The sequence below is a fragment of the Enterobacter sp. JUb54 genome (assembly GCF_014298075.1).
In the GTDB taxonomy this organism is placed as follows: Bacteria; Pseudomonadota; Gammaproteobacteria; order Enterobacterales; family Enterobacteriaceae; genus Klebsiella; species Klebsiella lignicola.
This window is the reverse complement of the sequence record NZ_CP060418.1, coordinates 1230513-1244995: the sequence shown is the minus strand read 5'-3', so window position 1 is coordinate 1244995 and position 14483 is coordinate 1230513. Positions and strand designations below refer to the sequence as shown.

The 14483-nt window shown below is 55.4% G+C and carries 14 protein-coding genes and 1 pseudogene; 5 read left to right on the top strand and 10 right to left on the bottom strand.

Going from position 1 to position 14483, the window contains the following annotated elements:
- Positions 1 to 6: 6 nt before the first annotated feature.
- From urtD to HF679_RS05670, 6 genes are all read right to left on the bottom strand, one after another.
- Positions 7 to 804, bottom strand: coding sequence for an urea ABC transporter ATP-binding protein UrtD (urtD, locus tag HF679_RS05695; protein WP_123754416.1), 798 nt, complete (start codon positions 802 to 804; stop codon positions 7 to 9).
- On the bottom strand, positions 804 to 1877 hold the full coding sequence (gene urtC, locus HF679_RS05690) for an urea ABC transporter permease subunit UrtC (RefSeq protein ID WP_154143873.1): 1074 nt from the start codon (positions 1875 to 1877) through the stop codon (positions 804 to 806). Before urtC ends, urtD begins: the two co-directional genes overlap by 1 nt.
- Complete coding sequence (gene urtB, locus HF679_RS05685) at positions 1877 to 3442, bottom strand: urea ABC transporter permease subunit UrtB (RefSeq protein WP_123754418.1); 1566 nt, start codon at positions 3440 to 3442, stop codon at positions 1877 to 1879. Before urtB ends, urtC begins: the two co-directional genes overlap by 1 nt.
- A 102-nt stretch (positions 3443 to 3544) precedes the next feature.
- Positions 3545 to 4816 carry an urea ABC transporter substrate-binding protein gene (gene urtA, locus HF679_RS05680; protein WP_123754419.1) on the bottom strand — a complete coding sequence of 424 codons (1272 nt, stop codon included), beginning with the start codon at positions 4814 to 4816 and terminating at the stop codon, positions 3545 to 3547.
- 175 nt (positions 4817 to 4991) lie between these two features.
- Complete coding sequence (locus HF679_RS05675; protein WP_123754420.1) at positions 4992 to 6095, bottom strand: cobalamin-independent methionine synthase II family protein; 1104 nt, start codon at positions 6093 to 6095, stop codon at positions 4992 to 4994.
- 190 nt (positions 6096 to 6285) lie between these two features.
- A complete protein-coding gene (locus HF679_RS05670; RefSeq protein WP_123754421.1) occupies positions 6286 to 6678 on the bottom strand; it encodes a rhodanese-like domain-containing protein in 393 nt (130 codons plus the stop codon).
- 68 nt (positions 6679 to 6746) lie between these two features.
- Between HF679_RS05670 and ftrA the strand changes: the two genes are divergently transcribed.
- The 4 genes from ftrA to HF679_RS05650 all read left to right on the top strand — a co-directional run bounded on the left by ftrA (position 6747) and on the right by HF679_RS05650 (position 10778).
- Complete coding sequence (gene ftrA / locus HF679_RS05665) at positions 6747 to 7763, top strand: transcriptional regulator FtrA (protein ID WP_123754422.1); 1017 nt, start codon at positions 6747 to 6749, stop codon at positions 7761 to 7763.
- Between the two features lie 50 nt (positions 7764 to 7813).
- Positions 7814 to 8029 carry a DUF4177 domain-containing protein gene (locus HF679_RS05660; RefSeq protein WP_123754423.1) on the top strand — a complete coding sequence of 72 codons (216 nt, stop codon included), beginning with the start codon at positions 7814 to 7816 and terminating at the stop codon, positions 8027 to 8029.
- 147 nt (positions 8030 to 8176) lie between these two features.
- Positions 8177 to 8272 carry a protein MgtS gene (gene mgtS, locus HF679_RS05655; RefSeq protein WP_004102377.1) on the top strand — a complete coding sequence of 32 codons (96 nt, stop codon included), beginning with the start codon at positions 8177 to 8179 and terminating at the stop codon, positions 8270 to 8272.
- A gap of 727 nt (positions 8273 to 8999) precedes the next feature.
- The gene (locus HF679_RS05650; RefSeq protein WP_123754469.1) at positions 9000 to 10778 is read left to right on the top strand and encodes a tannase/feruloyl esterase family alpha/beta hydrolase; all 1779 of its coding nucleotides are present in this window, start codon (positions 9000 to 9002) and stop codon (positions 10776 to 10778) included.
- A 105-nt stretch (positions 10779 to 10883) separates the two neighbouring features.
- Here the strand turns inward: HF679_RS05650 and HF679_RS05645 are convergent, their stop codons facing one another.
- The 3 genes from HF679_RS05645 to HF679_RS05635 form a co-directional block, all read right to left on the bottom strand.
- Positions 10884 to 11327 carry a GNAT family N-acetyltransferase gene (locus HF679_RS05645; protein WP_123754470.1) on the bottom strand — a complete coding sequence of 148 codons (444 nt, stop codon included), beginning with the start codon at positions 11325 to 11327 and terminating at the stop codon, positions 10884 to 10886.
- A 141-nt stretch (positions 11328 to 11468) separates the two neighbouring features.
- The gene (gene yajD / locus HF679_RS05640; RefSeq protein ID WP_123754471.1) at positions 11469 to 11816 is read right to left on the bottom strand and encodes an HNH nuclease YajD; all 348 of its coding nucleotides are present in this window, start codon (positions 11814 to 11816) and stop codon (positions 11469 to 11471) included.
- Between the two features lie 127 nt (positions 11817 to 11943).
- Complete coding sequence (locus HF679_RS05635; protein ID WP_123754472.1) at positions 11944 to 12585, bottom strand: helix-turn-helix domain-containing protein; 642 nt, start codon at positions 12583 to 12585, stop codon at positions 11944 to 11946.
- A 342-nt stretch (positions 12586 to 12927) separates the two neighbouring features.
- On the opposite strand from HF679_RS05635, the pseudogene HF679_RS05630 reads away from it, so the two are divergent.
- A pseudogene (locus tag HF679_RS05630) lies at positions 12928 to 13380 on the top strand (DUF1214 domain-containing protein); the annotation flags it as partial.
- An 84-nt stretch (positions 13381 to 13464) separates the two neighbouring features.
- Here the strand turns inward: HF679_RS05630 and HF679_RS05625 are convergent.
- On the bottom strand, positions 13465 to 14316 hold the full coding sequence (locus HF679_RS05625; RefSeq protein ID WP_154143875.1) for a helix-turn-helix domain-containing protein: 852 nt from the start codon (positions 14314 to 14316) through the stop codon (positions 13465 to 13467).
- Positions 14317 to 14483 lie beyond the last annotated feature (167 nt).

The following is a 14483-nucleotide window of genomic DNA, read 5'->3' as shown; positions in this document are numbered from 1 at the left end:
CGCTCCTTAACGTCCGAGATAGACTTCAATCACCTGCTCGTTGTCCTGCACTTCGCGCAGCGACCCTTCCGCCAGCACCTGCCCCTGATGCAGCACCGTGACCCGGTCGGCGATGGTTTCGACAAACCCCATGTCGTGTTCCACCACCATCAGCGAGTGCTGCCCGGCCAGGGTACGAAACAGCTCGGCGGTATACTCGGTTTCGGCATCGGTCATCCCGGCGGCGGGTTCATCGAGCAGCAACAGATGCGGCTCCTGCACCAGCAGCATGCCGATCTCGAGAAACTGTTTTTGCCCGTGGGAGAGCAGCCCCGCCGCGCGCCCGCGTTCGGCCTCGAGACGCAGCAGGCGCAGGATTTCGCTGATGCGGTCCTCCTGCTCGCCGTTGAGCCGCGCCCGCAGGCTGGCCCACACAGACTTATCGCCCTTCAGCGCCAGCTCGAGGTTTTCCGCAACGGTTAACGCTTCAAACACCGTGGGTTTCTGGAATTTGCGTCCAATTCCCTGACGAGCGATCGCGATAGGATCGAGGGTCATCAAGTCGATCGACTGGTCATACAGCGCCTTGCCGCTTTGCGGCCGGGTTTTGCCGGTGATCACATCCATCAGCGTGGTTTTCCCGGCGCCGTTGGGGCCGATGACGCAGCGCAATTCCCCGACGCCAATCTGCAAAGAGAGATCGGTCAGCGCCTGGAAACCATCAAAATTAACGTTGATTTTTTCCAACTGCAGCACCGGGTCGGTCTGTTCGCGAAAGCGGTCCGTCGGCTGCTGACGGGTAAATAAACCATCATCTGGTTGCATCAGCGATCTCCTTTACGCAGCAGGCCAATGACCCCGCGCGGTAAAAACAGGGTCACGATAATAAAAATCAGACCGAGGAACAGCTGCCAGTACTCCGGCATCGCCACGGTAAACAGGCTCTTGGCGCCGTTCACCAGTCCGGCCCCCAGCACTGGACCAATCAAGGTGCCGCGTCCGCCCAGCGCGACCCAAATGGCGGCTTCGATGGAGTTGGTCGGCGACATTTCGCTGGGGTTGATAATCCCGACCTGCGGGACGTACAGCGCCCCCGCCAGCCCGCACAACACCGCCGACAGCGTCCACACCAGCAGCTTAAATCCGCGCGGATCGTAACCGCAGAACATCAGGCGGTTTTCCGCATCGCGCACCGCGGTCAGGATGCGGCCAAACTTGCTTTGCGCCAGCAGATAGCCGATCCATAGCGTCAATAACAGCAGCAGAACCGTCGCTAAAAACAGCGCCGCCCGCGTGCTGGTCGCGGTGACGGAAAAGCCCAGCAGCGTAGTGAACCCGGTAAAACCGTTATTTCCACCAAAGCCGGTTTCGTTACGGAAGAACAGCAGCATCCCGGCATAGGTCAGCGCCTGGGTCATGATCGAGAAGTAGACGCCTTTGATTTTCGAGCGGAAGGCAAACCAGCCGAATACCAGCGCCAGCACGCCCGGCACCAGCACCACCAGCAGCATCGCCCAGGCAAAATGTTGCGTTCCCCACCAGAACCACGGTAGTTCGTTCCACGACAAAAACGACATAAATGCCGGCAGGCCGTCACCTGCCGCCTGACGCATCAGGTACATCCCCATCGCATAACCGCCAAGCGCGAAAAAGATGCCGTGGCCCAGCGACAGCATCCCGGCGTAGCCCCACACCAGATCCAACGCCACTGCCACAATGGCGTAGCACAGGATTTTGCCGGTCAACGTCAACAGCCAGGTCGATACCGCCAGCGGATGCGACTGGGGCAGCAGCGCCAGAAACGGCATGCTCACCAGGCCCAGAATCAGCAGCAGCCCGAGCCACTGCAAAGGTCGCGGCGCCTTACGCGCCAGCGTCAGTGTTATCGGTTGGCTCATCAGTCAATCACCCTGCCTTTCAGTGCGAACAGTCCCTGCGGACGTTTCTGGATAAACAGAATAATCAGTACCAGGATCAGGATCTTGCCCAGTACCGCGCCGAGCTGCGGCTCAAGAATTTTATTGAAGATACCCAGACCAAAGGCTGCCACCACGCTACCCGCCAGCTGGCCTACGCCACCGAGCACCACCACCAGGAAGGAGTCGATGATATAGCCCTGGCCCAGTTCCGGACCGACGTTACCGAGCTGCGACAGCGCCACCCCGCCCAGCCCGGCGATCCCCGAACCGAGACCAAACGCCAGCATATCGACCCGCCCGGTTGGCACGCCGCAGCAGGCCGCCATCGCCCGGTTCTGCGTCACCGCCCGCACGTTCATGCCCAAACGGGTTTTGTTGAGGATAAGCCAGGTAAAGAACAGGACCAGCAGCACAAAACCCAGCACCGCCAGCCGGTTCCACGGCAGGATCAGGTTTGGCAACACCTGCAAACCGCCGGAAAGCCAGGCCGGGTTTGCCACTTCGAGGTTCTGCGCGCCGAACAACATGCGCACCAACTGGATCAGCATCAGGCTGATCCCCCAAGTCGCCAGTAACGTTTCCAGCGGCCGGCCATACAGATGGCGGATAATGGTGCGTTCCAGCGCCATCCCGATACCGCCGGTGATCATAAATGCCACCGGCAGCGCAATCAGCGGATAAAAAGCCAGCCACTGCGGCGCGAATTGCGCCAGCGCTTGCTGAACCAGCCAGCAGCTGTAGGCGCCGAGCATCAGCATTTCGCCGTGGGCCATATTGATAACGCCCAGCAGACCGTAGGTAATCGCCAGTCCCAGCGCCGCCAGCAGCAGCACCGACCCCAGCGACAGCCCCATAAAGGCCTGCCCAAGAACATCGCCCAGCATCAGGCGCTGTTTAATCTGACTGAGACTGTGGGCCGCGGCCTGACGGACCTGCGCGTCCGGCTCATGCTGGACATCGGTAAAGGGAATTAACAGCGCCTGGGTGTCCGGGTCAACGGCGTGGCCGAGCCGCTCAACGGCGGCCAGGCGGCGAGCGCTGTCGGGGCTGGCCAGCTGCAGCCGGGCCAGCGCAATCTCCAGCTGGGCTTTCACACCGTCATTAGTCTCCTGCGCCATCCGCTGCTCGAGCAGGCCTGCCATTTCCGGCGTCGCCTCCCGTTGCAGGGTTTTGACGGCGGAGAGCCTTTCTGTGACGTTGTCACTAACCAGCAGGTGCGTCGCCAGCGCCCCGGCGACCAGATTACGCAGGCGGTTGGTGAGGCGAACCGGTTTTGTCGCCCCTTGCGGCGTCTGCGCGGCGCCCAGCGGCTGTTGCTGACTGAAGGCATGACCGCTGCCATCGACCGTCAGCGTTTCCGCCTTCAACGCCCGCAGCAGCGGCAGTCGTTGCGCCTGGGGCGCGGCGGCCCACTGCTCCAGCAGCTGCGCCTGCTGGCTGCGGGTTGCCACGACAAAATCGTCGGCTTCCGCAGCCTGGGTCTGCCACGGCAGCAGCATTATCAGCAACGCAAAACCGTAACTCATGATGCGCCATGCGTTCATGATCGTCTCCTTGTGCTGTCACCCGTTACGGGTATCCCCGGTCATAACAACGCATGCCGGGGCTACGGTGAGATATCCCGGGCCAGGCCCGGGTGGACAGGATTAATTCGCGGCGGTTTTTACCGGGTGATCGGGCTTCTTATCGTTACCGGCGATCCATGGGCTCCACGGCTGGGCGCGAACCGGCTCCTCGGTCTGCCAGACCACGTTGAACTGGCCGTTGGCTTCGATTTCGCCGATCATCACTGGTTTATGCAGGTGATGGTTGGTGGCATCCATGGTCAGCGTGAAACCTGACGGCGCTTTAAAGGTTTGTCCGGCCATCGCCGCCCGCACCTTATCAACATCCGTCGTACCGGCTTTGGCCACCGCCTGCGCCCACATGTGCATCCCGACCCAGGTGGCTTCCATCGGGTCGTTGGTGACTACGGTATCGGCGTTTGGCAGCTTATGGGCTTTGGCATAGGCGCGATAATCGGCGACGAACTGTTTGTTGGTCGGGTTATCCACGGACTCAAAGTAGTTCCAGGCCGCCAGGTTGCCTACCAGCGGTTTGGTATCGATGCCGCGCAGCTCTTCTTCACCCACCGAGAAGGCCACCACCGGCACGTCGGTGGCTTTCAGCCCCTGGTTCGCCAGCTCTTTATAGAACGGCACGTTGGAGTCGCCGTTGATGGTGGACACCACCGCCGTTTTGCCACCGGCGGAGAATTTCTTAATGTTGGCCACGATGGTCTGATAATCGCTGTAGCCGAACGGGGTGTAGACCTCTTCGATGTCTTTATCCTGAATCCCTTTGGCATGCAGGAAGGCGCGCAGGATTTTGTTGGTGGTGCGCGGATAGACGTAGTCCGTCCCCAGCAGGAAGAAGCGTTTCGCCCCGCCGCCATCTTCACTCAGCAGATATTCCACCGCCGGGATCGCCTGCTGGTTAGGCGCCGCGCCGGTGTAGAAGACGTTAGGCGACATCTCTTCGCCTTCATACTGCACCGGATAGAACAGCAGGCCGTTCAGCTCTTCAAACACCGGCAGCACCGATTTGCGCGATACCGATGTCCAGCAGCCGAACACCGCCGCGACTTTATCCTGAGTCAGCAGCTGGCGGGCCTTTTCAGCGAACAGCGGCCAGTTTGAGGCGGGGTCCACTACCACCGGCTCGAGTTTTTTTCCCAGCACCCCGCCTTTGGCGTTAATGTCGTCGATCGCCATCAGCGCCACATCTTTTAACGGCGTTTCGGAAATCGCCATCGTCCCGGAAAGCGAGTGCATAATCCCGACTTTAATGGTGTCGGCGGCGTAAACCTGGAATGAGTAGCCCATGCTGATCACAGAGGCGGAGAGTGCAAAAGCTTTTAATAATGTTCGACGCTGCATGATTCACTCCTGAATAGCGCAAAGACAAAAAATGAATTAACGACTAACCGGAAGTGATAAGGCAAAAATGGTGCCAGGTTATCTGGCAATCAGAAAGCGCGATGTAGCGCGAGGGGAAGGGAAAAAAGCGGCAGCGTTGCTTCAAAACGGTGCAACGCTGCGCTATGACGAGCGCTTACCAGACCTGCGCGGCGATCCCGGTGACCAGGCGGACTTTATCCCACTGCTGGGACTCGGTCAGGGCGTTCCCCTCTTCGGTCGAGGCGAATCCACACTGCGGGCTGAGGCAAATCTGCTGTAACGACACGAACTGCGAAGCTTCTTCAAGGCGGGCTTTCACCCCTTGCGGATTTTCCAGTTCGCCGTTCTTGGTGGTGATTAACCCCAGCACCACCTGCTGCTTGCCCGGGCGGATGAAGCGCAGCGGCGCAAAATCGCCGGAGCGGTCATTGTCATACTCGAGGAAGAAGGCATCGACATTAACGCCGCCAAACAGTACTTCCGCCACCGGCTCGTAGCCGCCTTCGGAGATCCAGGTCGAGCGGAAGTTACCGCGGCAGACGTGCAGGCCAATGGTTAAATCTTCCGGCTTACCTTCCAGGGCCTTATTCAGCACCCGGGCGTAGGTTTGCGCCAGCTCGTCAGGGTTATCACCGCGTTCGCGAACCTGTTGACGCTGCTCATCGGAGCATAAATAGGCCCAGACGGTGTCGTCGAGCTGAAGATAGCGGCAGCCGGCGTCATAAAACGCGCGGATCGCGTCGCGCCAGGTGGTTGCCAGATCGTCGAAGTAGTCGGCGAGATCCGGGTAGACGGTGGCGTCGATATCTTTACGCCCGCCGCGGAAGTGCAGCACGCTCGGGCTCGGAATGGTCATTTTCGGCTGGGCATCGCCGCTGATGCTTTTCAGAAAACGGAAATCCTCCAGCATCGGGTGATCGCCAAACCCCAGTTTGCCGGTGACTCGTACCCCGTGCGCTTTGGTCTGAATGCCGTTGAACTGGATCCCCTTATCGGAATCGTAGCGCTCAACGCCCTGTAAGCCGTCGAAGAAATCGAAGTGCCACCAGGCACGGCGGAATTCACCATCGGTCACCACGTGCAGGCCGCAATCGCACTGTTGCTGTACCAGCTGACGGATGGCCTCGTTTTCGATCTGGCGCAGATGCTGAGCATCAATGGCGCCTTCGGCGAGCTGCTGACGGGCGAGTTTTATTGCGTCCGGACGTAAAAAACTGCCGACGATATCAGCGCGGAACGGGGCCTGTTGACGTTGCATGGTGTCTCCTTAGCGGTGAGCAGAGTTAGTTGCCTGCCGTGATAGTTCACTATTTGAATTTATAGACTTCTGGATGGCTATATGTCCAAATACTGGCATGCACTGCCGTCAGCAGCAAACGAGAATATTTCATGGGAGATGAATTAAATTCATGTTGTGGCCGACGACCTTACGCCACCGGCCCTCGACACTATTGCGCGAACGCGAAACCTTCATCCTGCCAGCCGGTGATCCCTCCCAGCATCATTTTCACCGGTCGCCCCAGCTCCGCCAGTTTGAGGGCGGCGATATCGGCGCCGTTGCAGTGCGGGCCTGCGCAGTAGACTACGAACAGCGTCTCTGGCGGCCAGGCCTGCATCCGCTCAGCATCGATCTGCCGGTGCGGCAAATGCAGTGCCCCCGGCAGATGACGACGGGCAAAGGCTTCGGCGCTGCCGACGACATGCAGCAGGACAAAGTCGCCCTCGCCATCACGCATGGCGCTATGAACATCTGCGCAGTCGGTTTCAAGGCTCAGCTTGTGGCGAAACCAGGCAACGGCGTCGCGGGAAGTGGCTGGGGTAAAGGCGGTAACAACACTCATGGCTTATTCTCCTTCTCTGTGGTACCACTACTTTACCGAGCCTCTCCACTTCCCGTCCGCCGCTAACGATGACAGAAAACGCTGAAATCCTGACAAATTCTCCCGCCACGCCGTCACGCCATCAGATTGTGGCACTGGCCTACGATGGCTTATGTACCTTTGAGTTTGGTATTGCCGTCGAACTGTTCGGCCTTCCCCGCCCTGAGATGGGCGAACGCTGGTACCGTTTTGCGGTGGCCGCGGTAGATGATGGCGAACTGCGGGCGACCGGCGGGATCCGGCTGATGACCGATGGCGGCATGGCGTTGCTCAGCGAGGCAGATACCATCGTGGTTCCCGGCTGGCGCGGCGTTGATGCTCCGGTGCCTGCGGCACTGTGTGAGGCCTTAACCGCTGCTCATGCCCGGGGATGCCGGATTATCTCCATCTGTTCCGGGGTGTTTGTCCTGGCCGCCGCCGGGCTGCTCGACGGCCGCCGCGCCACCACCCACTGGCGCTATACCGAGATCCTGCGCGAACGTTATCCGCTGATTGAGGTGGTCGCCGATGTGCTGTATGTCGGCGCCGATGGCGTGATGACCTCCGCCGGCAGCGCCGCCGGGATCGACCTGTGTCTGCACCTGGTGCGTGAAGATTTCGGCGTTGAGGCCGCCAACACGGTGGCGCGACGACTGGTGGTCTCTCCGCATCGCGATGGCGCGCAGGCTCAGCAGGTGGTGCGCCCGGTCGCCCAGGCGCGAGAAAGCCAGCGGCTGGGGCTGGTATTCGATTTTCTGCATCAGCATCTTGCCGCCAGCCACACCGTCGGATCGCTGGCGCAGCAGGCGGGCATGAGCCCGCGCACCTTTTTGCGCCGTTTCCAGGCCGCCACCGGGAAAACCCCGGCCCGCTGGCTGCTGGAGGAGCGTTTGCAGCGCGCGCAGCAGCATCTTACCCATACCCGCCTGAGCATTGAGAAAATCGCCGAGCTCAGCGGTTTTGCCGATGCCAGCACCTTGCGCCACCATTTTCGCCAGCAGTTCGCCATCAGCCCTTCCCGCTATCGTCAGAAATTTTCGCCTGCCGCAGTGGAAAAATCGGCATAAGCAGTCACAATGGCGTTCACATTGATGAGATTGCGCAAGGAGCCTGTCTGATGAAAAAAGAGTGTCGCGTTGTTATCTATAAAGAAGGAATTCTCGGGAGTCTGTTTTTTGGTGAAGCCAAAGCCGACCCGGAGAAGATGAGCCGTTTCCTCAATGAGTTCACGATGCAGGGCTGGGAAGTCAAAACCATGTCCGTAGAGCGCCGCAGAACCGGACTGTTCTGGTCGCGGGAGGCCTATCTGTTCGTACTTGAACGCCCGCTGTGATCGTGACACGTTAATTTGTTTCATCACGAAATTGTATACCTGGTTAATTATTTGTTTAGATTAACCAGGCTATGATTCATTCAACAACCGTACACCACGTTCAAAAAGGACAACTTAGCGCACACGACACACTGATGGAGGTTAATCATGCTGGGAAATATGCATGTATTTATGGCAGTACTGGGAACCATTCTGTTCTTCGGATTTCTTGCTGCGTATCTAAGCCACAAATGGGATGACTGATGAACGACGATAATCCCCACCCGTAAAGGCCCCCTGCTGCAATCGCGCCAGGGGGCTTTCTGCTTTCAGGCTTTTCATCTAATGTTCTCATCATCGCAAAAATTAATGTCGGTCTGATGACCTGGCGTATTCAATTTTTAAACCGACAACCAATTATGAAGATTTTTGGGATTTACGTTTTGCTGAAACCATCGCCCAAACGCTTATTTATAATAAGTCCTTGTCACTAAGCACCTGTTCTTTATGCATGGTTAAACCCCTCTGTTGGGGCGATAAGCTCAGATTTTATTCTGGATTAATCCTGGTTAATGTGCGATAGCACGAATCACACCGCACTCTCCATAAAATATTCACATTTATGTTTTTGAATTAACACTCCCAGTTCAGGAGTCATCATGAAAAAAATAATCTGTTTAGTATTTGTGCTCTGCACAGCGATGTCACTATCCGGGTGTATTTTCCCCCCGGGAGGTCACGGCGGAGGCCCAGGCGGCCCTGGTGGCGGGTACTCTCATGGGCCTGGCCTTCGTTAATGTGTTAAAGCCTGTTGCTGCTGTGATTATTAAAAAGCCACCCTTGGGTGGCTTATCCAGGCGCAGCGCGTTGTAATAGTGGCCCGGACATCAGCAAAGTTATCGGCAGTGACAAGCGGCACGCATTTAATAAAATTCACTATAATCCACCCAACACAGCATAAACTTCACTGATTAAAACAGAGACCGATAATATGAAACGGGTTTGTACCAGCGTCTTTCAGTGGCTCATCGCCGCGGGTATTTTATTCATAGCGTCACCAACCTTCGCCGCAGAAAATTTACCCGCCATAAAACCCATTATAGATTGCAGCCAATTAGCTTCGATTAATTTTAATGACAAGATTGGCGAGAAAGTGGCTATTAACTCAGCCAGTTCGCTGAAAACCGACCAGGGGATGTTCTGTCAGATTAAAGCAACCATCGGCGCGTCAATTGGCGTAGAAATTGCCCTGCCGCAGCAGCAGTGGACGCAGCGCTTCCTGCAAGTTGGATGTGGCGGATTATGTGGACAAATCAACCTCACCCCGAGCAACGCCAGCGGCTGCGCGCCAGCCACCCGCGGTGAATTTGTGGTTGCGGCGACCGATATGGGCCACAGCGGCGGCATGATGGATGCCAGTTGGGCGGAAGATCCCCAAAAACGTATCGATTTTGCTTATCGCGCTAATCACCTCACCGCCCTGCTGGCGAAGGCGGCCATTCAGTCTTACTACGGCCAGTCGCAGAAATATGCTTATTTTATGGGATGTTCCGACGGTGGTCGCGAGGCACTCATGGAAGCACAACGCTTCCCGGAAGATTTCGATGGCATCAGCGCCGGAGCCCCGGCCGCTTTCTTCCAGTTCCAGAACTCATTTTTCCACGGCTGGAACGTTGTTGCTAACCAACGCAGCGATGGCTCGGCAATCCTGTTGCAGGATCGGCTCCCCATTCTGCATCGTGCAGTACTAAAGCACTGCCCGACACTCTCCGGCGTTAATGATGGCTTACTGGCGAATCCGTATGCTTGCACCTTCTCGCCTGATTGGGTGCAAACCTGTACCACAAATCAGGCCGATAAATCGAACTGTCTGACAGCGGAAGAAATTAACGTTGCGCAAAAACTCTATCGTGGGGCGAATGACAGCGCGGGCAATCAGTTTGTGATTGCAGGTTTGCCTCTCGGCTCCGAACTGCGCTGGCCAGTACCGGCGACGTCCGATGGTCACTCCATGTCTGAAATGATGGTGCTGCCTGCGCTGCAATCACTACTGCTACCCGGCGGAAAACAAAACATCACCACCTTGGGCGATTTCCCGTTAAATAAGCAGAACTTTGCTGCTGTCGCGCAACTGGCTCCGCTCTATAACGCGGCCAACACCAATCTCAGCGGTTTTATGAAACGCAACGGGAAGCTGATTATGTGGCATGGCCTGGCTGATGACTCCGTGAGCCCGGCATTCTCCATTGCCTACTACCGTGGCGTTGAGGCATATCTCGGTGAGCAATCTACCGAGCAGTTTGTTCGTTTGTTCCTGTTGCCCGGTGTCGGCCATTGTGGCGGAGGCGAAGGCTTAGACCAGCTCGACCTACTGTCACCGCTGATGAAATGGACCGAACAACATACTGCGCCAAAGGCACTGATTGCAGGTAAGTCGGCCGCGAATGCGCAGGAAAAACCGGCTATTCCAGCCCAGGGGAACAAACCGGAAAGGGATCAGGATGCAGAAGCTCATTTCCACGGCGTACAGCGCGCAAGCTCGCCGGTGGCTAGCGATATGCCAACTTTAAAAATGACCCGCCCGGTATTTCCTTATCCGTATATTGCCAAATATAGCGGTTCAGGATCGCCAGACAACGCGGAGAATTATATTGCGGTGAAATCGACAGCGTATGCCAACCTCGTGGTCGGACAGCCAGCCAGTGAATTTATCGGCCCGGATAATCAGAAAACGTATGTTGCTGAAGGGAGCCAGCTGAAGGCTCAGTAAGCGTTTTTTCAACCTTGCTGATAACACGAAAAGCCCCATTTCACTTTCTGGGGCTTTTTTAGCGCCGGGTATCAAGTGATCGGCATACCAGCCGACATCACACGTTTACTTCAGCAGCTTATTGTAAACGTAGAAATCGTTATCGCGCACAAAGCCATTGTGCTCGTACAACGCTTGCGCCTGGGTGTTATCCGTGGCGGTACTCAGCATGATAAACGCTGAATCGCTCTCTTTCGCGAGCTGTTCCGCACGGGCAATGAGCTGTTGCGCGACGCCCTGCTGGCGGGCGGATTCATCGACAAACAGATCGTAAAGCAACCAGATGCGTTTCATTTCCAGCGAACAAAACAGCGGATAGAGCTGAGTAAAGCCCACCGCTTTGCCGTCGATCTCGGCGTAGAAAATGACCGACTCATTGAGCTGTAGACGTTTGAGGATAAAATCCCTGGCCTGCGGGGCGTTTTCTTCAACCTGGTAGAAGCGGCGATAGCCAAGATATAAAGGCAGGACGGTATCGATATCCTGGGGCTGGGCTTGATAAATATTCATACAATAAAACCTCATAATCATTACGGGCGTAATTGTATTACAAATAGAGCCGAATGTCTGAAGAATACGACCATCTTATATTGCGGCTGGTACCTGGCGGGCTGCGTCTGCTACCCGACCAGGCGATCGTCAGGGCGACGATTATTTCTTCTTGTTGAGCATCGATTTTAAATCGGCAAAGGGGTTGTAGGTTGCTTCGCCCACGTCTTTTTGCGCGTCCTCACCCGCCACTACGGTCGTACCGTACTGGTCCGCTTCGGTGTATTTCGAGTGCTCGTGGTCGTGGCAATACAGGCACAACAGCTCCCAGTTGCTGCCATCTTCCGGGTTGTTGGTGTGATCGTGGTCGATATGGTGAACCGTTAATTCGCGGAGGTTGGAGTAGACAAACTCGCGGGCGCAGCGCCCACACACCCACGGGTAGATTTTTAACGCTTTCTCACGATAGCCGCTTTCCAGCCGCGCATAGTTTTTAGGGATCAGAGCCATGGCCGATGTTACCTGTTGCAAAGGGATAATGACGATAGTGTGCCCAATATATCCTGGAATGACCGTAAAAGAGAAACGGCACAGCGCCCGGGCGAGGAAACTCGCGGCTGTCCCGTGACTCTGCAGGCTAATAGTCGCTCGGCAGCTTTCGGTCTATCGAGATGAGCTTGCCTTTATTGACGGTAATATATTGCCCTTCCTTTAGCTCGGCCAGCACCCGAAAAACGTAGCTGCGGGACAGATTAGTCCGGCGGATAATAAAGTTAGCAATGCCCTCTTTTTCATCGGTATTTACGCTCCGGCGATACAGATAACGATGCAGCATGGCTTTAATGGTGTGATATCCCGAATCGGTTCTGCGCTCAACATGCACATCTAAAATAAAGATCAGCATATACGAAAGCACTGCCGCCAGCTCTTTCGTATATTCTTTAGATTCCCCGAAAAATATATTATCAAAGTCCGCCATCGAAATTTTGAGCATGCTTGTAGCGGTGAGCGCCGAATATTTAAAATCGGCAATCGGACAAAACCGTTCCAGAAGGCCAATGGGCATATACTCAATGGTAGTCCCGATAATTCTGGGGTCATTATCCACGGCGATGGACAGCACCCCGGTATCGACATAGTAAATAAAGCCTTTATCAAGATGCAGCGGCGCATTGGCTTTCATTGCAAAACGCTCAGCCACCGCGATGACGTCGTCACGATGGCGGCTGAAGTTCTGCTGCCGGTAAAATTCATGAATATTTTCAAACACTAGTTTCATTTTGCATCCTCTGTGTGCAGCAAACTATGGCATCCTGGACGCTGGGTATCAATCTTCAGCCGTCACTTTTTTGCAAAAGGTCTCCACAGGGACTTTTTTGAAATTCAACAAGGATTAAAATCTAACTAATCCCGATGTTAAGCCGACACTCATCTCGTTATTTCCGATTGATACGGAAGTAAATTCAATTGTCTGCAAAAAAGAGTGTTTCCTGAGTTTCTATTTTGATATCAAAGAAATTCTATGTGCTACATTTTACAAACCGCTGTTCTGTTGATGGAGTTATGATGAAAATAAAAGTCCCGGCGTTACGCTTTGCGGCGAGCGCGGTTTTGCTTGCCTGCCTCGGTTGCAGTAATTTATTACAACCGCACCGGTACGGCCAAATCGAACATGTTCGATAACAAGCCGGATGAAACCCAGTATTTCTATACCGACAATGATGCGACAGGGGCTCAGCTCTCCGGGGATCATGATTATACCGTCACCTTCCCGAAAGGCGGTCTCCCGCCGGTGAAAGGCTTCTGGTCGTTGACCCTTTATAACAGCAAGCATCTGTTCAGCCCGAACGAGCTCAATCGTTATTCGCTGGGTACCAAAAATAAGGATTTGAAATATAACGACGATGGTTCTCTTACGCTGTACATCAGCCAGAAGGATCCGGGTGGCGATAAAACCAACAACTGGCTCCCGGCACCACAGGGGACGTTGTCGCTGTACATTCGCGCCTACTGGGGCGAACAAGCGATTCTTGATGGTTCCTGGCAGCCGCCTAAAATCGAACAGGTCAAATAACCGCACCAGCGCCCTGCTCAGCCCCATGCATCATGGGGCTTTTTTATGCCCGCAAAAAAGTGCACCAGATAATGATGGCGTGGGCTACAGGTTCATGACCGGGACATAGTAAGTCAGCGTATAAAGATCCTGCCCCGTCTGCGCGCACTGGCGGCTCTCTTTGCTAAAACACTCGATGTCATCCCCCTGCCGACGACACAGGCCATAACGTGGCAACACATTGATATAGATATAATTAGACAGGCAGGCATACTCCTGCCAGCTGCCGGTAAACAAGAACCTCAAATAGCGCCCGGCGGCGGCCACGGTATGCGTGACTGCACAAGCCATGTGCGGACTTTTCACCCCGATAAACGCCTCCACGGCAATCATCTGCTGATTATCGGCCCCGGAATGAAAACGAGAGAGGATGTAGATATCGTCATCGGTTGCCAGGCGATAGCGGTCGAGTTGTTGCTTACTGGCTATTTTTTCAGGGCGGCGGTTATCCTGCGGCAGCACCTCATAATTAAACCTGTGCCCTGCGAAGCCTTGCTCCGCAAGGGTCACCAGCACCGGCGGCGCCAGTGACTGAAACGCGGTGGTGATTTTGTGATGTAGCAAGGTCGTATCCCACAGCGGGTTGTTCCTGTAGGCCCGCGGCGAGACGCCAAAGGTTTTCTTGAACTCGCGGGAAAAGGTTTGATGGGAGTCATAATGAAACCGATGGGCAATGGCGGCGATAGACTGCCGGGTCACTTTTAATTTCCCCGCCGCCAGCGTCATTCGACGCATGCGAATATAGTAACCAATGGGCTGCCCGGTAAATTCCTGAAACACGCTATAAATAAAGCGCCGGGAGTAGCCAACGTGGCTGACCAACTCTTCGACGGAAGGGTTTCGATATATATTATCTTCAACCCAGTGAAGCGTTGCTTCAAAAACGATATTCCTCATCCATTACACCTTAACCAGACGCCCTGTCCAATGCATTTATTCTAGCAAATAACTCTGCGCAAAACTAAGCTTTTCGTGCAAGTAAAATAATCGTGCTTGCAACCAGAAAAGTAATAAATTATAAAAATGCCGAACACTTTATTAACTCATCAGCCATAAGGTGCGGA